The organism is Streptomyces sp. NPDC057424, assembly GCF_042803315.1.
In the GTDB taxonomy this organism is placed as follows: Bacteria; Actinomycetota; Actinomycetes; order Streptomycetales; family Streptomycetaceae; genus Streptomyces.
Genome location: NZ_JBHVCP010000004.1, coordinates 232,808 through 252,754, shown reverse-complemented (window position 1 = coordinate 252,754; position 19,947 = coordinate 232,808). Strand labels below are relative to the sequence as shown.

Below are 19,947 nucleotides of genomic sequence, written 5' to 3'. Positions count from 1 at the left end.
GGTCCGTCAAGACCCCGCAGAACGCGAGAACGCCTGCGCGGCGGTACCGGAGTACCGCCGCTCAGACGCTTGTCACCCCACGAAGCACACCCCCACAGCACCCGGGCCGATGCCGCCGCGCCGGCCCGCTCAGCTCACCACCACAGCGGGGAGAAGCTGACGGCGGTGTTGGCGTTGCCCTGGTTGACGGCCGCGAACTCCGAGCCGTTGACCTGGGCGGTGTTGCTCTGGTTCGAGGCGCCGTCACCGACGGCCTGCTGCTGGGTGGTGGCCACGGTGCCGAAGTTGTCGCCGCCGACGCCGCTGCCGAGGATGCCCTGTTCGGCCTCCGTGACGGATGCGATGGCTCCGTTGTCCGCGAAGGCGCCGTTGTCCGCCGTCGCGACGCCGGTGAAGAGGGCGGCTGCGAGCGGCAGGGCGGAGACGGCTGCGATGACGCGGGCGGTACGGATGCTTGCCATGTTTCTTGTCCCTCCAGGACTGATCGAACCGAGGACGCACCGGCTCATGGCCGTTTCGTGCGTGAACCACTGCTGTCACCAGGGAAGTTGGCCGACCGCCCCGGTGCGGTGCTCGACGTCGCGAGTCCAGAGTTGCCCACCGAATCCCCGGCGAACCACACCGGAAGCCGCTATTCGCACGCAAGCGTGAGGACAAGTCGATAAACCCCTATGTGTCACTTCAGTCCCAGATGGGAGTGGCAGAGGGCGTTCGAACCCAGGTGCCGCAAGGGGCGAAGCGTTCCAGCAGCTTTCCCGGCCGGCGCCCGGCCCCGGCGCGTCGCCCCCGTTCCCTCTTTCCTTTTTCGAACGTACGTACGAAAATAGAGTCATGGCCACCACCGACCGGCAGGCCACGACGCTGGCCCTCGCGCACGCCCTGTCAGCCGCCGAACGCGGACTGGCCGTCATCCCCCTGTCCCGCTCCAAGCTCCCGGCACTGCGCTCCCCGCACCGCGACGACCCCGCCCCCTCCCCCTGCCACGGCGCGTGCGGACGCCTCGGGCACGGGGTCTACGACGCCTCCAGCGACCCGGACCGCATCCGCGAACTGTTCGCCGCCGCGCCCTGGGCGACCGGCTACGGCATCGCCTGCGGGCTGCCCCCGCACCACCTGATCGGCCTCGACCTGGACGTGAAGACCGGCACGGACTCCTCGGCCGCCCTGCGCGAGCTGGCGCTGCGGCACCTGTTCACGATCCCGCCGACCGTGGTCGTCGTGACCCCGTCCGGCGGGCGGCATCTGTGGCTGAGCGGCCCGCCCGAGGTGGTCGTCCCCAACTCGGCGGGCCGGCTCGCCCCCGGCATCGACATCCGGGGCGCGGGCGGCTACCTGGTCGGCCCCGGCTCCCGCACGGGCCAGGGTGTGTACGCCGCCGCCCCCGGCACCGCGCACCTGGCCCCCGCCCCCTGCCCGCGCTCCCTCCTGCGGCTGCTGCTCCCGCCGCCCCGCGCCCACCACCCGGTGCCCCCGGCGGCCGGCGGGCACGGCCAGGGCCTGGTCCAGTTCGTCCTGGCCGCGCACGAGGGCCAGCGCAACACCCGCCTGTTCTGGGCGGCCTGCCGGGCCTACGAGGACGGCATCGGCCCGGCGCTGGTGGATCCCCTGGTCGACGCGGCCCGGGGCACCGGCCTCTCCGAACGGGAGGCCCGCGCGACGATCGCGTCGGCGGCCCGGATGACGGGGCACCGGCCGTGAGCAAGGCCCCGCCCATGACCACCACCGAAAGACCTCGATGCAACACCACGCAAAGACGCCGGCCTTGGCGCTCGCCCGCCTCGTCCTGGCCTCCGGCCGCTCGGTGGACCTCGCCGAGCTGCGGTTCTCGTCGACCTACGGCGATCTGCAGGACGGCTATCCCTGCAAGCCGCTGAACGACGTGCGGATCCGGGGCCTCCTGCACGCCGCCGAGCGGTCCCGGCCGGGCACGCCGGTGCACCTCGTCCCACCGCGGCGGGAGTACCCCGACCAGTACGCGGGCGGCCTCGGGCCGGTCGAGGTGCTGCCCGCCGTGGCCTGCCTCGGCACGTTCCACTCGGCGGCCCTGGACCCGGCCCGCGACCCGGTCGCCTACCGCTCGCGCCTGACCGTCGTCTGGTTCCAGTCCACGCCCCGCCTGCCCTCGGGCTGCGACGCCGAGCCCGCGCTGCGGGACCTCGACTGGGCGGTACTGGCCCGGGACGCCCCGGCGCCCCCATAGGGTCGTGCGATGAGCGCTTGCCGTACGGAACTGCTGCGCTGGCAGTTCGAGTTGACCTGGTCGCTGTTCGAGTACCACCTGGAGCGGCTGGAGCCGGAGGACTTCCTCTGGGAGCCCGTGGCGCACTGCTGGACGATGCGTCCGGGACCCGACGGCGCCTGGGTCCCGGACTGGGCGGACACCGAACCCGACCCGGTCCCCGTCCCGACCCTCGCCTGGGTGAGCTGGCACATCGGATGGTGGTGGAGCGTCACCCTCGACCACGCGCAGGGCCGCCCGCCCCGCGACCGCGCGGACATCGTCTGGCCCGGCGAGGGCGCCCCGACGACCGAGTGGCTGCGCGGCCTGCGCACACAGTGGCTCGAGGTCCTGGACGGCCTCACCGACCAGGACCTGGACGCCACGGCCCCGTTCCCCTGGCCGAACGATCCCCGGCACACCGTCGCGCACATGGTGGCCTGGGTGAACGCGGAGCTGATGAAGAACACGTCCGAGATCGGCCAACTGCGCCTGCTGCGGGCGGTGTCCGTCTAGAACGCGGCGCCTGGAACGTGGGGTGCGGTACGGCGCAGGGCTTCCCCGGCGAGCGGCTCCGCGATGGCCTGCCCACACGCGACGCACGCCGGACGGCAGATTGAGCGGCAGGGTGCGTCGATCACACCGCCGACGCGGGCCACGAGCACGTTCCTCACGTCACGGCCCATCGGCCGCCCGGCCACCGCGCGGTCCAGAGGCCGGGCCGTCGCGGACAGCTGCGGGAGCGGCCTCTCGAAGGTGCCGACGGGTTCCTCGCCGGGCTCACGGGATGTCCCGATGCGGATGTCCGTGCCGGGAGCGTGTCGGCACGTCCGGCCCCGGGGCGATCGAGCGGCTCACCCGTTCCCGCAGCACACCCCGGTGCTCGGCGGGACGGCCCGGTCGGGTGCCCGGCTTCCGGGGCGCGGGCGCCCGGCGCGTGACATCGTGGGGGTATGAGCATCGACGTTCGGCCGGCCACGGACTTCGAGGACGTCCGGGCCGTGCTCGGGCCGAAGTCGCCCGGGGCGAGCGTCTGCTGGTGCCTGAGCTACCGGATCCCCTCCCGGCTCAACAACGAACTGCGCGGCCCGGCCCGCGGTGAGTACGTCGCCGGGCTGTGCCGCGCGGAACCGCCCCCGGGCGTCCTCGCCTACGACGGTGACGAACCGGTCGGCTGGGCCGCCGTCGCCCCGCGCGCGGAGACCTCTTTCGCCCGCAACCGGAAGATCCCGCACCTCGACGACCTGCCGGTGTGGTCGCTCTGGTGCGTCCGGGTCCGCCCCGGGCACCGGAAGCGGGGCATCTCGCACGCCCTCATCGCCGGCGCCATCGGGTTCGCCCGCGACCGGGGCGCACCGGCGATCGAGGCGTACCCCCTGGACAACGGCGACGCCAAGGTCGACCTGACGATGGCGTACGCGGGTCTGCGGAAGAACTTCGAACGCGCCGGCTTCGTCCACGCGGCGGACACGACGTCGGTCCTGGCCGGTCATCCCCGGATTCTGATGCGCCTCGGCCTGCGCTGAAGAAGGCCCGACCGCTGGCGACGGGGGATGCACCAGCGGTCGAGCCATGGCCAAGGGTAACAAGCGCTTGTCCACCGCGAGCCGACTGGCCGTCAGGAAAGCCCGGTTGTGACTGGTATCACGCAACTCCCTTTGCTGACGGGCCTGTTGTGCCACGGCCGCTCAGCCGTCGCACGGCGGATCGTAGGAGAGCCGGGGCAGGTACTCCCGCCAGGTGTCGGGCGTCAGGACTCCCCGGGTCATGGAGCAGATGCGGCGGACGGCCGTGTCGACGTCGAGATCCCACAGCCGGATGGTGTCCGCGCCGCTGGACACCCCCAGCATGTGGCTGTTCGGGCTGAACGCCAGGAACGTGCCCGTCGTGGCGTTGGGGCTCATCGACTGGCCGATCGCGGTGGCGTGCGAGGGGTCGGAGACGTTCCACAGCCGGACGGTGCTGTCGTTGCCGCCGCTGGCCAGGGTGTCACCGTCCCGGCCGAACGTCAGCGACACGACCGCCTCCGTGTGGCCCGTGAGCCGCGCCTCCTCGGAGGCCTCGGCGGGGTCCGTGGTGTCCCAGAGGCGGACCGAGTTGTCGTCGCCGGCGCTGGCCAGCGTGCGGCCGTCGCGGCTGTAGGCGAGCGCGTTGACCGCTCCCAGGTGCCCGCGCAGGGGCGCCCCGATCAGGGTCACCCGGCCGGGATCGGTCGCGTTCCACAGCCGGATCGTGCCGTCCGCGCTGCCGCTGGCGAGTGTCCGGCCGTCCGGACTGAACACGAGGTGATTGACGTAGCCCTTGTGGCCGGTGAGGGGGGTGCCGAGCGGGCGCGGGCGGGCCGGGTCGCCGACGTTCCACAGCTGGACGGTGCGGTCGTCGTAGGCGGTGGCCAGGACCTTCCCGTCCGGGCTGAAGGCCAGCGGGTCGGCGTACCGGATGCGCAGGGGGACGGGAGAGCCGTGGCGGACCGGGCGCTCGGGATCCCTGAGGTTCCACAGCTCCACCGTCCGGTCGCCCGTCACGACCGCGAGGGTGCGGCCGTCGGGGGAGAACTCCAGGGAGCGCACGTCGCCCTCGCCCGGGCGAAACGGTTCGCCCATCCGTACCGGCCTGCCGGGCGTCCGCACGTCCCACAGCCGGATCCGCCCGTCCCGTGCCGCCGTCGCGAGCAGCCGCCCGTCCGGCCGGAACACCCCGGTCCGGCCGGTCATGTCCGACGTCGGCAGCGACCAGAGGCGGACCTTGTTGTCGCCCGCCCCGGTGGCGAGGGTGCGCCCGTCCGGGCTGAAGCCGAGCGCGTACATCTCGCCGCTGCTGCCCGCGAGGGGCCCGCCGACCTGCGACGGGTAGGCGGGGTCGTTGACCTTCCACAGGCTCGCGGTGCTGTCCGCGCTGGCCGCGGCGAGCATGTTCCCGTCGGGGCTGAAGGACACGGACCAGACCGGCCCGGTGTGGCCGGTGAGCGGCGTGCCGATCGCGGCCGGGCGGCCCGGACCGGCCATGTTCCACAGGCGTACGGTGCCGTCCGCGCTGCCTCCGGCGAGGGTACGGCCGTCGGGGCTGAAGGCCACGGAGTGCACGGTGGCGGTGTAGCCGGTCAGCGGCGCCCCGGCCGGCTCCGGGCGCCCGGGGTCGGACACGTCCCACAGCCGGATCGTGCCGTCGTCGCCCCCCGCGGCCAGCGTCCGGCCGTCCGGGCCGAACGCCACCGACCGCACGGCGGCCGTGTGCCCGGTCAGGGGCTCGCCCAGGGCCCGCGGCCGGCGCGGGTCGGCCACGTTCCACAGCCGGACGCTGCGATCGTCGCTCGCGGAGGCCAGCGTGCGTCCGTCCGGGCTGAAGGCGATCAGGTAGATCGTGCCGTCATGGCCGGTCAGGGGCTCGCCGAGCGACTTCGGGTGCTCGGGGTCGGTCACGTCCCACAGCCGGATCGTGCCGTCGTCGGAAGCGCTGGCGAGCGTCCGGCCGTCCGGGCTGAAGACCGCGCTGCTCACCCAGCTCGTGTGACCGGTGAGGGGCGTGCCCAAGGGCTTCGGGCGCCTGGGATCGGCTACATCCCACAGCCGCACCGTCCGGTCGTAGCTGGCGGTGGCCAGGACCCGGCCGTTCGGGCTGAAGGTCGTGAGGTAGACGGCGCCCGTGTGGCCGGTGAGGGGCGTGGAGAGCGGGGCGTTCACGATGGAGATCAGGCGGCTCTTCGCGCCCTTGTCGTCCGGCCGCAGCCCGTGAGCCACCAGGTCGAGCTGCGCGGACAGCGACGGATCGGTGTCCTGCACGCGGTCGGACTGGGCGAGCACCTGCTCGAAGACGGCTTCGTCCCGCTGCTTCCAGGCGACGACGGCCGACCCGACGGCCAGCACCGCCAGTACGACCAGCGCCGCCACCGCGCTCCGGCTGATCCAGATGATCCGCCGGCGCAGCCGGACCGACGCGGCCAGGAACTCCACCGCGCTGCGGGTCAGGAACGTGTCCCCGGCCGAGCTCGCCCAGCCGTGGGCCTGTTCCAGCCGGGAGCCCCGGTAGAGCAGTGCGGTGTCGCGGCTCGACTCCTCCCAGGCCCGGCCGTCCTCCTCCAGGCGCTGGCGCAGCAGATTGCCCTGCCGGTCCTCGTCGATCCAGTCGCGTAACCGTGGCCAGGCGTGCAGCAGCGCCTCGTGGGTGATCTCCACGCTCTCCGCGTCGAGCGTCACCAGCCGGGCCCGGACCAGCGCTTCGAGGGACTCCTCCGTCTTGCAGGGGTCGGCCGACTCCTCGGCCAGTTGCCGCCGGGCCCCGCGGCGGCGCGTGGCCTGGGTGTCCTCGCCCAGCCGGACCAGGCGGAGCAGGAGCAGCCGGGCCGCGGTCCGCGCGGCCGGGTCGAGGCCGGTCCAGGCCCGTTCGGCGGTCGCCGCGACCGCTCCCTGGATGCCGCCGGAGGCCCGGTAGCCGGCCAGCGTGAGCCGGCCCGCCTTCCTGCGCTGCCAGGTGGCGAACAGGGCGTGCGAGAGGAGCGGCAGCACGCCGGCGTCATGCGCCCCGCGCGGACCGTCGGCGCTGACCTCCCGGACGATCAGCTCCGCGAGTCCCGGCTCCAGCTCCAGACCGACGGCCTTGGCCGGTCCGGTCACCGCCTCGCGCAGCTCCGCGGTGGTCAGCGGCCCGAGCACCATGTGCCGGTGCTGGAGCGCGTCGGCCAGTTCGGGGTACCTCAGGCAGCGGTCGTAGAAGTCGGCGCGTATGCCCAGCACCACGATGGCCGGGGCCGGTTCGCCGGGGCCGGCTGGCGAGCAGACGGCGTGCAGGGCCTCGATGAAGGTGCGCCGGTCCGCCTCGTCGGGGCAGAGGGTGAACGTCTCCTCGAACTGGTCCACGATGACGACCGGACGCACTCCGGAGGGGGCTGCGCGCCGGGCCCAGGCGGCGACGGCGGCGCGGACGGCGTCGGCGAAGGGCGCAGCGCCGGGTGCCCGCGCCGGTGGGTCGGCAGGCTCCTGAGGTGCGGATTCTCCCGCGGCAGAGGATCGCGGCCCGGGTCCCCGTGCGGGCGAGAGCCCGGGACGGCCCAGGGGCGAGACCCCAGGTCCCCCCGCGGGCGAGACCCCAGGTCCCCCCGCGGGCAAGGGCCCGGGGCGGCCCTCGGGGGAGGCGTCGGATCCGTCCGTCTCCGGCCGGGGCGAGGCTTCCCCGGGCGGGACCGGGGCCGAGACGACCGGTGCCAGCTCGGGGATGCACCGGGTCAGCTCCGCCAGCGGATCTCCCCCCGGTACGAGCTGCACGACCTCTCGTGCCCGGCCGCCGTCGCCGCCGCCCTCGCCGCCGTCGCCCAGCGCGCCGTCCCGCAGGGCGGGCACCAGGCCGGCGTTCAGCAGCGAGGACTTCCCCGCACCCGACGCGCCCACGAGCATGACCAGGCCGCCCGTCCCCGCGACGGCCCCGAGCTGGGTGACGAGCGCCTCCGTGCTGCGCTCCCGGCCGAAGAACCACCGGGCGTCCTCGCGGCGATAGGAGGCCAGCCCCCGGTACGGGCACACCCCGCCGGGCGCGGACGCAGCCTCCTCCGCGGGCCGCTCCTCGGCCGCGGACGCCCCGGGACGCTCGCCGACCGGGTCGGCCACCGCGCGTTCCCACAGCCGCTGCCACTGGCCGAGGTCGTACAGACCGGGGGAGACCGGCGTGGGCCGCGAGCGCCGCGCGTCGGGGATCAGCACGTGCAGCACGGCCGCGAGGGCGGGGAACTGGGCCGGTACGTTCCGGGCCCGCCGCCAGTCGCTGATGCGCTGGGCGGACACCCGCACGGGCCGCCCGCGTTCGTCGACCCGCTGGAGCCGGACGACCGCTTCGGACACACGTTTGAGAGGAGGGTTGCCGGCTTCCTTGTACAGCAATGCGAGGCGTTCCGCGAAGGCGGTGCGTGCCCCCGAGTCGGAACTCAAGGTCTCAGCTCCTTACTTCCCACGCCTGGACGTCCGGACCGGAAAACTCACTCTATATGGCTGACCTGCGGTAATACCGTCCGCCGGGCGCCGGAACCTCCTCGTCCGTGGCCGGAAATGGCAGGATCCGGACGCAGCGGCGGACCCATCCGGCCAGCTTCCGTCCGAGCCGGACGACGGCAGCTCCACCGTTCGGTACCGGTCCCCACGAGGGGAGGGACCGGTGCCGGACGACGTGGTGATCCTCCCCGGCGGGCCTCGCCCCGCAACCCCGTCGGACCCTGCCGGACCGTACCCGCCGACCCAGCCGGACCCCGCCCGCAACCCCGGCGGACTGTGCCCACCGACCTGGATAACTGACGACCCGTCAGCTATGGTCGGCCTGCCGTACCGCTTCCGGAGCGATGTACAGGGGTGAGCGCAGTGGAGTCACGTCCCGAGAGCCCACGACCGCAGGGTGCTCCGCGCTGGGTCGCGATGTTCTACCGGCCGGCCGCGGGCTCCTGGCGGACCGCCGCGCAGTCGCCCCACCGCTCGCCCGTGCTGTACGCCCTCGGCGAGATGACCCGGACCGTGCGCGCCCGGGGCGACGAGGTGACCGTCGCCCTCTGGGGGCCGAAGGACGGCGCGTGGCACCGGTACGACACCCCGCAGCATCGGACCGCCGTGTCTCAGCCGGATCCCGAACCCGCCCCGGGCCAACCGACCGGACTGGCGGAACGGATGACCGGCCGCCGCCACCAGGTCCTCATGGCCGGCCTGACCCAGGCGGGCCTCCACGACCTCTCCCCCGAGGACGACACGACCGTCCGGGCCCTGGTCGAACGGCTCGACGAGGCCGCCGTACGCCGGGTCGCCCACTGGCTGGCCACCGCCGGGGCCGCGCGGTAGCCGGGCCGGTTCAGCCGGCGGCCCGCTGGGCAGTCAACTCCCGACGGCCACCGGGTCCCGATGCCGTCAGGAGGGGGACAAGAGGACATGAAGGTCTCCGTAGACCGCGATCTCTGCTACGGCTCCGCCGAATGCGCCCACCGGGCGCCGACGGTCTTCGAGTTCGTCGACGGCTACGGGGTCGTCCGTCCGGGCCGCGAGCAGGCGGGCGAGGATCCGGAGGTCCTGGAGGCGGTGGAGAAGTGCCCGAGCCAGGCGATCAGCATCACCGAGGCACCGCCGCCGGCGCCGGACGGGCCGTAGCGAGGGCGGATGCCGGTACCGAGCCTGCTCGCGGTCTTCGCCCACCCCGATGACGAGTCCCTGTCGGCGGGCGGCGTCCTCGCCCGCCACGCGTCCGCGGGCGCACGCACGGCCGTCGTCACCGCGACCTGGTCGGCGGACAGCCCGCGCGCCACGGAACTGGCCGGCGCGCTTCACATCCTGGGCGCCGGCCCGCCACGCATGCTCGGCCACGCCGACTCCCGCGTCCCGCACTCGGCCCCCGGCAGCCCGCGCTGGTGCGACGCCCCGCTGGACGAGGCGGCGCGGGAACTGGTCGCGCACCTCCGGGACTTCCGCCCGGAGATCGTCGTCACCCACGACGCCTACGGCGGTCTGACCGGCCACGAGGGCCATGTGCACACCCACCGAGTGACCACGCTCGCGGTCCACGCCGCCGGCCTGGAACGCCTCTGCCCGGACGCCGGGGAGCCCTGGCAGCCGAGCGCCCTGTACCTGGCCACACACCCGCACTCGGCCGCCCGGGCATGGGGCGTGCACCTGGCCCCCAGGGCAAGGCGATGCGCACGGTCCCGGACGCACACGTCACCGCCACCGTCGACGTCACCCCCTGGCCGGGCCGGAAGGTCGCGGCCGTCCTGGCCCACCGCACGGAGGTGGCGCGGGGAGCCGCCCCGGGCCTCGTCGCCTCCCTCCCCGTGACCGAAGGGGAACGGCTGCTCGGCACGGAGTACTACACCCGCCACGACCTGGCACCGACGTCCCCCACGCGAACCGAACTGCTCGCACAGAACCGAGCTGCTCTCACGGAGTGGCCGGCACACCCCACCGGAGCCGGGACAACGCCCTGGCCCTCGCCTCCACGACGGCCATCCGCACCTCCCGCTCGGCCAGGTCCCCGTGGGCCGCCTGCCCGGTCACCTGCCCGTCCCACTTCCGGTACAGCAGGCCCACCTCCCCCGAGAACCAGCCCCGGCTCACCGCGTTCAGCGCCAGCAGCAGCCCCGTGTCCTCCGAGGCGGGCAGCGCCATCCATCCGCCCAGGGCGAGCAGCAACTCCCGCCGCACGAACAGCGAGGCGGGATGCACCTGCGCGAGGAAACCGTTCGCCTTCCAGTGCGCGAGCACGGCCCCGCGCTCGACCGGCCCCTGGTCCGGATCGCCGGGAAAGCCGACGGTCGAGCCGTCGGGCATGAGGTCGAGCACCCGCGACGTGGCCCACCCGAGCTCCGGATCCCCTTCCAGCACGGCGAGATCCCGCGCGAGCGCGCCCGGCGCCAGCTGGTCGTCGGCGTCCAGGACCTTCACGTACGCACCGTCCCCGTGGGCCAGCGCCATGGTCCTCGCGACGCCGGGCCCCCCGGCCCGCCCCTGCCGGAACGTCACGCGAGCGTCCCTCGGCACATACGGCCTGACGCGTTCGCTCTCCCCGTCCTCCTGCACGACCCAGTGCCACTCCCAGCCCCCGGGAAGCCGCTGCGCGCACAACGACGCGTAGGCCTCCGGCAGAAACCGGGCATGAGGGCCGTGCACGGCGGTGACGACGACGATGCGCCGACTCACGGCGGCGTTCACCCACCCTTCTCCGACCGGCACGCCCTGGTGATCGTAGTGCTCAGTCCGTGCCCGGTCGGCTCCCCAGCTCCACGACGAGGTGATAGCCGCCGGCCAGGTCGATACCGGTCCGCTCGCGGAGCAGCTTGACCGCGGCGATCTGCTGACCGTCGTCGAGCAGAGCGGTCAGCTCGACGACCAGCGGAGCATCGAGCCGGCGCAGGGCGTCCAGCGCCTGACCGCTGCTGGTGGGCAGCACCTGCCCCTCGACCAGCAACTCCAGAGCCTCCCGGGCCGGGCCCCGCTTCAGCCAGGAGCCCCTGCGCAGCCTGCGGACGGCCTTGCCCGTGCGACCGTCCACGGCCAGAGCCCTCGCCTCCTCCTGGGCTTCCTGCCCGACGGGGGTGATGAGCGCGGCCGTTCGCGCTCTGGTGTTCGTCATGACCCTCCTCGGTCGTGGGGGCTCACGGCTGAAGACGGCGCAGAGCCGGTCACCGTTGCCCACGCAGCAGGGGCACCCCTCGGCGAGGGGCACCCCTCCCGGACAGCACGTCTACGACCTGCGCGGAGGCGGTGGGATGTGAACCCACGGTGACATCGCTGCCACGACGGTTTTCAGAACCACCATCATGCCCGACGCGCCTCGCGCTGAGCCCGGCGTAGCTCTCTCACAGTGAGTGCTCCGGCAGTGGCCGTCCCCATGGCAGGGAGAACCGGAAGCAGCACCCAGATCCCCCACGCGACGAGACCCCTTTCCACGGGTTCGTAACTGCCCCACGGTTTACGCACTACTCGAACGATCTCTCCCGGGTGGCCTTCGTACTGGACCTTCACCGTGTGCGTCTCATTGCCCACCTGCGGGCCACTGCATATGGAGCGGCTTCCCGCGCGCCCTGCGCTCTCGCTGTGGCACTCTGCGAGTCGCACGTGAACGGCGTCTCCCCACAGCTCCAGCCGCGCGAGGCCGGTGATCACAGTCCAGGCCAACACTGCGGTACCCAGCAGGGCAAGCAGGCTGTAGCCGGTGATCGCGCGCCCTCGCCGCTTTGTCATAGGCACAGCATGCCGCCCGACCATCACAGCAGGCAGCAGCTTCGGTGTTCCGTGGGAGGTGCCCCCTAACCGATTTTTCTGGTCAGGGGACGCTGCCTCGGAAAGCGGGAGATACCGCGTGCCCTGAGCCCCGGCCGGTTACCGGTCACGGAGGGGTAGGCGCCTCAGCGGAGCCGTGGTCGTCGTCGCCGTGGCCGCTGAGCCGGTAGTCCGCAGCTTCGGCCACCTGGTCGCTCGACCGGCGACCGGCCGGGCGTAGTGGCGGGTCGTGACACTCGCGTTCGAGTGGCCGAGCCGGTGGGCGGCGGTCATCACGCCGTACCGGTCGGCGACCCAGGTCCCGTGCGGGGCCCGGAGGTCATGCGGGGTCACGTCGGTCAGCCCGGCCGCCGAGACAGCGGAGGGCGAAGTAGGCCTTGCGCCACTGGTTGCAGCGCAGGGGCTTGCCACCGGGCGTCGTGAACTGGAGAGCGTCATCCCCTCCGGGCAGGGCCTCAAGATGCCGGCCGAGCTTCCGGGCCCGACCTATGCGTCGAGCTGGTGCCGCGGCAGGCAACGTCTGCCCGTCAAGGAGCGGCGTCCGGTGCGTGCTCTCGGCGTGCCGGCCGGAAGTCCTCGGACTGGTTGTACCCGGGCTTTCGGCCGGTGCGGCGAGTGGGGGTCCCCCCTGCTCGAAGAGCTTGGGGGAGCGTGCCGGGCGTCGCGACGGGGCGAACGCTGCCTGTCGCGGCACTGGTCGCCGGGCTGCGACCAGCGCTTGATGACCTTTGCGGGCGATTCCGGGGCCGGCCACACCTGGATACGGATCTGCTCGGTGGTTTCGGGGCTCTCGTCGGAGTCGATGTCGGCCTGAACTGCCCGAGCCAAGTTGCTCCGGGCCACGCGGACACGGTTCCAGCCTGGCGGGACCTCGAACGTAGCCGCATCGGGGGCGTAATCCGTGCAGCCCAGAACCACCAGGTGACCCAACGACACATCGAGACCGGCCTCAACCACGTGATCGAATTCCGAGCTGTCATGTCTCGGCTCCTGAGGCAGCACGACAACAGTGACGGATACGTTGACATTGACAGCCGTGCCGACGCCCAGCGCATCCGGTGCGACCGCGAGGTGATCGGCAGCGGCCTGGCCCGTCCACGCGTCGCTCAGATCACCGTCCGAATCCGCATCGGATACGTGTATCTGAAAGTAGTCAGCGAAGAGGGTGAGCTCTGTCGTTGTCGTCATGGCGGCACAGTGCCATGCAGCACTGACAGCCGGGGATGCGGTACGACCGTGCCCCTTCCGTGCCCGGTACGACGGGAAGCCACGGGGAAACACGAGGCAGTCACAGGCACGAGCACACGGCGACGGCCCCCGACCAACTACCAGGTCAGGGGCCGTTCTCACTGCTCATCACGCGGAGGCGGTGGGATTTGAACCCACGGTGACATCGCTGCCACGACGGTTTTCAAGACCGTTCCCTTCGGCCGCTCGGGCACGCCTCCCCGCGCCGGCCGTGATCGGCGGCGCGGGGACAAGGGTAACGGGTCGGTGCGGGCGGGTGGGGGTCAGTTGTCGCCGACGCGGGAGCCGAGCGTGACGTCGGCCGTGTGCTGCTTGCCGTCGCGCTCGTAGGTGATGGTGACCTTGTCGCCGGGCTGGTGGGTCCAGATCTCGCCGATCAGGGTGGGCCCGGAGTCGATGACCCGGTCGTCCAGCTTGGTGATGACGTCGCCCGGCTTGAGTCCCGCCTTGGCGGCCGGGCCGCCCGGCTCGACCGGTGCCGCGCCGCCCGCGCCCTGGTTGGTGATCTGTGCGCCGTCGGAACCGTCGTCCAGGGAGACGGACGCGCCGATCTTCGCGTAGACCGGCTTGCCGCTCTTGATCAGCTCCTGGGCGACGTACTTGGCCTGGTTGATCGGGATGGCGAAGCCCAGGCCGATCGAGCCGGACTGTCCGGTGCCGAAGCCGCCGTTGCCGGTGGACTGGATCGCGGAGTTGATGCCGATGACATTGCCGCGCGCGTCCAGCAGCGGACCGCCGGAGTTGCCCGGGTTGATCGAGGCGTCGGTCTGCAGGGCGCTCATGTACGAAGCCTGGCTGCCGCTGCCGTCGCTGGAGGCCACCGGGCGGTTCTTGGCGCTGATGATGCCCGTCGTCACCGTGTCGGACAGGCCGAACGGGGCGCCGATCGCGATGGTCGAGTCGCCGACGGCCACCTTGTCCGAGTCACCGAGGGTGAGCGGCTTCAGGTCGGAGGGGGCGTCCTTGAGCTTGATGACCGCCACGTCGTAGCCCTGCGCGTGACCGACCACCTCGGCGTCGTACTTCTTGCCGGTGGGGAAGGTCGCCGTGAGCTTGCCGCCGTCCACCGCGTCCGCCACCACGTGGTTGTTGGTGACGATGTGGCCCTGCTTGTCGAAGACGAAGCCCGTGCCGGTGCCGCCCTCGCCGCTGGTGCTCTCGGCCTCGATGGTGACCGTGCTCGGCAGTGCCTTGGCGGCGACGCCCGCGGTCGTGCCGGGGTCGCGTTTGACGTCACCGCCATTGGCGGGAGCGGAGACCGTCGTCGAGCCGGTGCTCTCGTCGTTGCCCTTCGCCAGCACGTACCCGAGCCCGCCGCCCACGCCGCCCGCGATCAGCGCGGCCGCCAGGATCGCGGCGACCAGGCCACCGCGCCCGCGGCCGGACTTCGGCGCCGGCTGCTGGTACGACGAACCCCAGCCGCCCGGACCGGACCCGGATCCGCCGTCGCCGTACGGGGAGGTCGGCGGCGGGGGCGGGGGCCAGGACGGGTCGGGGGCGGAAGAGGAGACGCCGGGCCGGCCTGCGTCTCCTGGGGCGCCCTGTCCTTGCGGGGCCTGACCCTGGGGGTCCTGCCCGTACGGCCCCTGGGGAGCCTGTGCCTGGGGCGCCGGAGCAGCGGGAGCGTCCACCGGCACGGGGGGTGCGGACGGGGCGGGGGGTACCGCGGTGCCCTCGTTCTCGGTGCTCACAGCTTCTCTCCTAGATCCACGGCTGTTCTCCGGGTCGCACTCGGTCACGCTTTTCACGCCGGTCGACGGGTCGGCGCGATGGAGCTGTGCTCGTCCCTTTGTATGCCGTCAGCTTTTCCCACCGGCCGTCAGAGCACCATAAGCGGTTGCTGTGCGTCCGAGGCCATTCTTTATATAGGTCATTAACGGCGAAAAGGATGCAATTCCAGTGCCTCCGTCCGGACCGGTACCTCCGTCGAGTCCGTCCGACCGGACGCGTACCCGCAGTCGGTGGCACCATGACGCGGTGACCCACGCACGACAGCATGTGATTCAAGTCGTCGCCCACCGCGGAGCCTCCGAGGACGCCCCGGAACACACCCTGGCCGCGTACACCAAGGCGATCGAGGACGGCGCGGACGCCCTCGAATGCGATGTGCGCCTCACCGCCGACGGCCACCTGGTGTGCGTACACGACCGCCGGATCAACCGTACGTCCAACGGCCGCGGAGCGGTCTCCGCGCTGGAGCTCGCCGACCTCGCCGCCCTGGACTTCGGTTCCTGGAAGACGGGCGAGGCCTGGAAGGGACGCGACGAGGAACCCGACTGGGAGCATCGCCCGGAGGACCGCGAGGCGACCTCCGTCCTCACCCTCGAACGGCTGCTGGAGCTCGTCGCCGACGCCGGGCGCCGCGTGGAACTGGCCGTCGAGACCAAGCACCCCACGCGCTGGGCGGGGCAGGTCGAGGACCGGCTGCTGGAACTGCTGAAGCGGTTCGGTCTCGACGCCCCGGCCTCCGCGACGGAGTCACAGGTACGGGTCATGAGCTTCTCGGCCCGCTCGCTGCAGCGCGTGCGCGCCGCCTCGCCGACGCTGCCGACGGTCCACCTGACACAGTTCCCCTCACCCCGGCTGCGCGACGGACGCCTGCCCCCGGGCGTGCGGATCGCGGGCCCCTCCATCCGGATCGTGCGCAACCACCCCGTGTACGTCGAGCGCCTGAAGCAAGCCGGGCACCAGGTGCACGTGTGGACGGTGAACGAGCCCGAGGACGTGGCCCACTGCGTCGGGCTGGGCGTCGACGCCATCATCACCAACCGCCCGCGCGCGGTGCTGGACCAGCTCGGCCGCTGAGGACGTACGCCCGCGCCGCCAACCTCTCAAGTCCCACCAGACCCACGCACACCCCTTGACCTCACCCCTTGGGCGGCGGGATCCTCCCATCTCGGCCACACCGATGGTTTCCAGCCATGCAATGACAGGGAGTGCTCCGGCGTGTTCGGTCCGTGTTCGGTCGTGGCGAACGCGTCATCGGACGTGGACTGGCCGGTTTCCGGTACAGGCCAATGGGGCATCCACACCGTGGCGTGGGGCGAAGGAGGTCTCGGGGGTGGCGTTGGTGGTGGCACAGGAGGTGCCCACGTCGTCGAGCATGGCCGTACCCCATGGCCCTGCGGGCGTGGGGGAAGCGAGGCGCCGGATGCGCGTGCAGTTGCGCAGAGGTGGAGTCGCGGAATCGGTCATCGACGACGCCGTACTGATCCTTTCCGAACTCTTGAGCAACGCGTGCAAGCACGGCAGACCCCTGGGCGACGCGCTGTCCGGTGACGGTGACGTCCGTGCCGCCTGGCGTGTGGACCCGGCCGGCCGGCTCATCGTCGAGGTCACGGACGGCGGCGGGCCGACCCGCCCCGCCCCCGCGACGCCGTCGGTCACGGCGCACGGCGGCCGCGGGCTGAACATCATCACCGCGCTCGCGGACGACTGGGGCGTGCGGGACGACATCCGCGGCGAGGTCACCGTGTGGGTCATCGTCCACGGCGACGTCCACGACCCGGACGCGGGCCACCGCCGCGACGACTTCGCGACGCGCGTCACCGCCCCCGCCGTCTCCCGGATACCCGGGCTGGACTTCGCGGACGCCTTCGACGAGATGGACTGAGCGCATACGCCGCGCTGGACCGGGTGTTGTCCACAGGACCCCGTGGCCGGGAGGACGAACGGCTAGGCTCGCGACCGTACGAGACCAGCCGTAACCGGGAGACCCATCGATGGCCAAGAAGCGACCCCAGACGAAGGCCAAGCGCCCGCAGACCACGGGCGGGGCCCGCACCGCAGGTGCCGAGGGAGACGTTCCGGTCGTCGGCGCCCGTGAGCCCTGCCCCTGCGGCAGCGGCCGCCGCTACAAGGCCTGTCACGGCCGGGCCGCCTCCCACGCCGCGACCGAGCTGGTGCACCGCCCCTTCGAGGGCCTGCCCGGCGAGTGCGACTGGGTGGCCCTGCGCGAGCTGGTCCCGGCGGCCACGGTCGAGCTGCCCCTCAAGGACGGCCTGCCCGAGGGCGTCCCGGCGGTCACGCTCGCCACGGTCCTGCCGATGGCCTGGCCCGCCCTGCGCCGCGACGACGGCTCGGTCCTGCTCGGCCTGCAGAACGACACCTCCTCCGGCGACATCAGCCGCGACCTCGCCGACACCCTCCAGCGCGCCCTGGAAGCCCAGCCCGGCACGCCCGTCCAGGGCCGCCGCGCCCCGGCCGACAGCCCGCGGCTGCAGGACCTGCTCGACCCCGAGGGCGCGTTCGAGCCAGAAGTGCACGGCGGCTTCGAGTTCTGGGTGCCGGACCCGGAGAACGCCACGCCCGACGTGACCGCCTCCCTGGAGCGGGCCAACGCCGCCGCCATCCCGACCGTCAAGCTCCAGGGCGTGGACGCCGCGTACTGGTGCGAGACACCGGAGAAGAACCACCTGCGGTGGGTCATGCCGCACGCCGAGGAGCTGCTTCTGGACGCCCTGGCGCGGCTGCACGCCGCGGGCCGCTCCAGCCTCGGCGAGGGCACCCGCCTGGTCGGCTCCTTCCGCGCTCACGGGCTCACGGTGCCGGTGTGGGACCTGCCGAGCGGGGTCACCGCCGAGGACGTGGAGAAGCCCGCGGCGGAATTCGCCGAGCGCCTCGCCGCAGCCCTGGCGACGGACGCGCCGCTCACCGCGGACGAGCGCCGTGCCCGTGGCGGCCTCACCAACCGGCAGGTCACACTGAGCTGACGCCCGCCTCGGCACCCGGCCGGCCGGTCCGCCGGCCGGCCGGGTCGTCGCGCCCTCACCGGACCACAACTCCCGGCGCGGACAAGCCAGTCGGTGACCGGAAAGGCGAGTTCGAATTTGCGAACCGCCGATCTCTTGTTACCGTTCCTGTAGCCCGGTTGCTGGTGCATCCCCCGTCGCCAGCAACCGGGTCTTTTCGTCTCCGCTTCCGTTCACGGAACGCGGCCGCTCGTCAACCGCCCGTTCCCACAGGCGAGTTGCTCCCCGAGCGCAGCAGTAGCGGCCCGAGCCCGCCCCGCTCGGCGAACTCCGCGACGGCCGTGTACGCCGACGGATCGCCGCGCGCGGGCTCCCGCGGCGTCTCACACGTCCCCGGCTCGTCCCCCGCCCCCACGGCACACGTCATCCGCACGCTCCGGTCACCAGGCCCCATCAGGCTCAGCACGGCGTCCAGCGCCTCGCCCGTCGCATTGCGGAAGTAGGTCCGCGCCCAGGTCTCCGCGCCCCGCGTCACCACACAGGTCTGCGCCTCGATGCCCTCGGGCGAGGAGAGTCCGGGACCGCAGCGCACAGCGGTCGACAGGCCCTGGCCGAGCGCCGGAGGGCCAGGGGCGGCGGAGGACGCACCGGGCGCCTTGCCGTCGGCGCGCGGGGAGGAACGCAGAGCACCGGAACCGGACGCAGGGCCGTCGGCACGCACCGAGCCCACAGCGTCCTCGGACCCCACGGACCCCACAGGCCCCGCGGACGCCACGGCCAGCGGCAGTGCGGCCGCGCACGCCACGGCGACGCCCGCGAGGGCGAGCAGTCTGGTCTTTCGGGAGTCCCGGGAGCGGCCCCGGGCGTGACGCCGCATGGTTCCGGAACTTAACGTGCCGGGGCGGGCGCCGGGCTCGGCGCGCCCGACGGCCCTAGAACTCGGGCGCGCTCACACCCGTACGAGTGAGGGCCTCGACCACGGCGTCCACCACGGCCTCGACATCGGGCACCCACGGCGAGGCCGAGCCGGGCAGCGGCGCACGCTCCCAGCGGATCTCGCCCCGGCCCGTCTCGGAGGGGGGCAGGGCCAGGTAGCCGCCCTCGCTGTGGAAGCGCAGGGAACCGGGCACGAAGTCCTTGGCGTAGAGCAGCTCGCCGAGTTGCTCCATGGAGTACGGCTTGACGAGGATCGCCCAGCGGGCAGGGGAGGTGACGACCGGGCCGAGCCGCATGCCCATCTGGTCGAGTGCCTTGAGGGCGCGCGCGGCCGGCAGAGCCGGCAGGGAGACCGCACAGGGCGCGTGGCCGCCGGTGGCCAGGACGATCGGCGCCGTCGGCCGGTTGCCCCACCACCAGCGCACCATGCGTCCGTCGGTGGTGGCCGCGAGGAGGCCGGGGTCGAAGGGATGCGCGCCGGGCACCGTGCAGTCGGGGTCGGGACAGCTGCAGCGGGAGTGCCCCTGCGGGTCCGCCGCCACACCCGGGAGTACGGGCCACTGCCATTGCGTCGCGTAGGTCAGGGCCGCGCCGATCAGCTCAGGCGTCCCGTCACCGCGCTTGGACAGGAGCCTGCGTCGCCTTCCGAGGATCTCGCGCATGAGCGCTCGTTCCTTTCCGTTGCACGCCTGGCAACACCGTGGTCCAGATCACATCATGTGTCGATCACTTCACTGTGCGTACCTGTTGGCGCATCACACCCCTGCTTGAAGCAAGGGGAACCCCTATGGGTCGAACTCTGGGCTGCCTCCGCGGCTGCCCGCCCATACTGCGTCGGTCGAAAGCACAGGCGTGGCGTAGGGGTGGCGAAGTATGGCGTTTGCCGTCGCGCGTATTTCTCTCCGCCTCCGCCACGGGAGGATGGGGCACGGTCGTCGGTGGATAGGACGCCCGGTTCCGTCACCAGGTTCCGGGTGGTTCCCAACCACCCCTGGCCTTTACCGAGTAGGTACCCATCACGACCGTTGTGACGCTCCGTCGAGCAAGCCCAGTCGACCGCAATAAGCCGTCCCCTGAGGCAGTTTTAAGCCAACTTCGCATTTCCGCAAGAGGAAGGAGA

The 19,947-nt window shown here is 72.7% G+C and carries 18 protein-coding genes, 2 tRNA genes and 1 pseudogene; 10 read left to right on the top strand and 11 right to left on the bottom strand.

Annotation, left to right across the window (positions count from 1 at the left end; translation table 11 throughout):
* Window positions 1–134 precede the first annotated feature (134 nt).
* Complete coding sequence (locus ACFU3E_RS06300; protein ID WP_384152835.1) at window positions 135–461, bottom strand: hypothetical protein; 327 nt, start codon at window positions 459–461, stop codon at window positions 135–137.
* Window positions 462–831: 370 nt separating this feature from the next.
* Between ACFU3E_RS06300 and ACFU3E_RS06295 the strand changes: the two genes are divergently transcribed.
* From ACFU3E_RS06295 to ACFU3E_RS06280, 4 genes are all read left to right on the top strand, one after another.
* Complete coding sequence (locus ACFU3E_RS06295) at window positions 832–1,698, top strand: bifunctional DNA primase/polymerase (RefSeq protein WP_384152832.1); 867 nt, start codon at window positions 832–834, stop codon at window positions 1,696–1,698.
* 37 nt (window positions 1,699–1,735) lie between these two features.
* Window positions 1,736–2,200: a hypothetical protein gene (locus ACFU3E_RS06290; RefSeq protein WP_384152829.1), complete on the top strand. Its 465-nt coding sequence runs from the start codon at window positions 1,736–1,738 to the stop codon at window positions 2,198–2,200.
* A 9-nt stretch (window positions 2,201–2,209) separates the two neighbouring features.
* The gene (locus tag ACFU3E_RS06285; RefSeq protein WP_384152826.1) at window positions 2,210–2,734 is read left to right on the top strand and encodes a DinB family protein; all 525 of its coding nucleotides are present in this window, start codon (window positions 2,210–2,212) and stop codon (window positions 2,732–2,734) included.
* 437 nt (window positions 2,735–3,171) lie between these two features.
* Complete coding sequence (locus ACFU3E_RS06280; protein WP_384152823.1) at window positions 3,172–3,744, top strand: GNAT family N-acetyltransferase; 573 nt, start codon at window positions 3,172–3,174, stop codon at window positions 3,742–3,744.
* A 162-nt stretch (window positions 3,745–3,906) separates the two neighbouring features.
* Here the strand turns inward: ACFU3E_RS06280 and ACFU3E_RS06275 are convergent, their stop codons facing one another.
* Window positions 3,907–8,133 carry a hypothetical protein gene (locus ACFU3E_RS06275; RefSeq protein ID WP_384152820.1) on the bottom strand — a complete coding sequence of 1,409 codons (4,227 nt, stop codon included), beginning with the start codon at window positions 8,131–8,133 and terminating at the stop codon, window positions 3,907–3,909.
* A 423-nt stretch (window positions 8,134–8,556) separates the two neighbouring features.
* Here ACFU3E_RS06275 and ACFU3E_RS06270 point away from each other — a divergent pair, with 423 nt between their 5' ends.
* The 3 genes from ACFU3E_RS06270 to ACFU3E_RS06260 all read left to right on the top strand — a co-directional run bounded on the left by ACFU3E_RS06270 (window position 8,557) and on the right by ACFU3E_RS06260 (window position 10,008).
* The gene (locus tag ACFU3E_RS06270) at window positions 8,557–9,024 is read left to right on the top strand and encodes a hypothetical protein (RefSeq protein WP_384152817.1); all 468 of its coding nucleotides are present in this window, start codon (window positions 8,557–8,559) and stop codon (window positions 9,022–9,024) included.
* Window positions 9,025–9,111: 87 nt separating this feature from the next.
* Window positions 9,112–9,327, top strand: coding sequence for a ferredoxin (locus ACFU3E_RS06265; protein WP_384152814.1), 216 nt, complete (start codon window positions 9,112–9,114; stop codon window positions 9,325–9,327).
* Window positions 9,328–9,336: 9 nt separating this feature from the next.
* Window positions 9,337–10,008: a PIG-L deacetylase family protein gene (locus tag ACFU3E_RS06260; RefSeq protein WP_384152811.1), complete on the top strand. Its 672-nt coding sequence runs from the start codon at window positions 9,337–9,339 to the stop codon at window positions 10,006–10,008.
* 102 nt (window positions 10,009–10,110) lie between these two features.
* On the opposite strand, the gene ACFU3E_RS06255 is transcribed toward ACFU3E_RS06260, so the two are convergent.
* The 7 genes and pseudogenes from ACFU3E_RS06255 to ACFU3E_RS06225 form a co-directional block, all read right to left on the bottom strand.
* Window positions 10,111–10,869, bottom strand: a complete 759-nt coding sequence (locus ACFU3E_RS06255; RefSeq protein WP_384152927.1) for a glycosyltransferase family 2 protein — start codon at window positions 10,867–10,869, stop codon at window positions 10,111–10,113.
* A 52-nt stretch (window positions 10,870–10,921) separates the two neighbouring features.
* Entirely contained in the window at window positions 10,922–11,302 is a 381-nt protein-coding gene (locus ACFU3E_RS06250) for a hypothetical protein (RefSeq protein ID WP_384152808.1), read from the bottom strand.
* A 123-nt stretch (window positions 11,303–11,425) separates the two neighbouring features.
* A tRNA-Ser gene (locus ACFU3E_RS06245) sits at window positions 11,426–11,505 on the bottom strand.
* Window positions 11,506–12,058: 553 nt separating this feature from the next.
* Window positions 12,059–12,433, bottom strand: a pseudogene (locus ACFU3E_RS06240) (tyrosine-type recombinase/integrase); the annotation flags it as partial.
* 5 nt (window positions 12,434–12,438) lie between these two features.
* Window positions 12,439–13,140: a hypothetical protein gene (locus tag ACFU3E_RS06235; protein ID WP_384152805.1), complete on the bottom strand. Its 702-nt coding sequence runs from the start codon at window positions 13,138–13,140 to the stop codon at window positions 12,439–12,441.
* A gap of 173 nt (window positions 13,141–13,313) precedes the next feature.
* A tRNA-Ser gene (locus ACFU3E_RS06230) sits at window positions 13,314–13,400 on the bottom strand.
* A gap of 63 nt (window positions 13,401–13,463) precedes the next feature.
* Complete coding sequence (locus ACFU3E_RS06225; protein ID WP_384152802.1) at window positions 13,464–14,891, bottom strand: S1C family serine protease; 1,428 nt, start codon at window positions 14,889–14,891, stop codon at window positions 13,464–13,466.
* Between the two features lie 286 nt (window positions 14,892–15,177).
* Here ACFU3E_RS06225 and ACFU3E_RS06220 point away from each other — a divergent pair, with 286 nt between their 5' ends.
* From ACFU3E_RS06220 to ACFU3E_RS06210, 3 genes are all read left to right on the top strand, one after another.
* Window positions 15,178–16,005, top strand: a complete 828-nt coding sequence (locus ACFU3E_RS06220; RefSeq protein ID WP_384152799.1) for a glycerophosphodiester phosphodiesterase — start codon at window positions 15,178–15,180, stop codon at window positions 16,003–16,005.
* Between the two features lie 256 nt (window positions 16,006–16,261).
* Window positions 16,262–16,813 carry an ATP-binding protein gene (locus ACFU3E_RS06215; protein ID WP_384152796.1) on the top strand — a complete coding sequence of 184 codons (552 nt, stop codon included), beginning with the start codon at window positions 16,262–16,264 and terminating at the stop codon, window positions 16,811–16,813.
* A gap of 109 nt (window positions 16,814–16,922) precedes the next feature.
* The gene (locus ACFU3E_RS06210) at window positions 16,923–17,912 is read left to right on the top strand and encodes a DUF5926 family protein (protein WP_384152794.1); all 990 of its coding nucleotides are present in this window, start codon (window positions 16,923–16,925) and stop codon (window positions 17,910–17,912) included.
* Window positions 17,913–18,144: 232 nt separating this feature from the next.
* On the opposite strand, the gene ACFU3E_RS06205 is transcribed toward ACFU3E_RS06210, so the two are convergent.
* Both ACFU3E_RS06205 and ACFU3E_RS06200 read right to left on the bottom strand, forming a co-directional pair.
* On the bottom strand, window positions 18,145–18,768 hold the full coding sequence (locus tag ACFU3E_RS06205; RefSeq protein ID WP_384152791.1) for a hypothetical protein: 624 nt from the start codon (window positions 18,766–18,768) through the stop codon (window positions 18,145–18,147).
* Window positions 18,769–18,823: 55 nt separating this feature from the next.
* Complete coding sequence (locus tag ACFU3E_RS06200) at window positions 18,824–19,489, bottom strand: bifunctional DNA primase/polymerase (RefSeq protein WP_384152788.1); 666 nt, start codon at window positions 19,487–19,489, stop codon at window positions 18,824–18,826.
* Window positions 19,490–19,947: the final 458 nt, after the last annotated feature.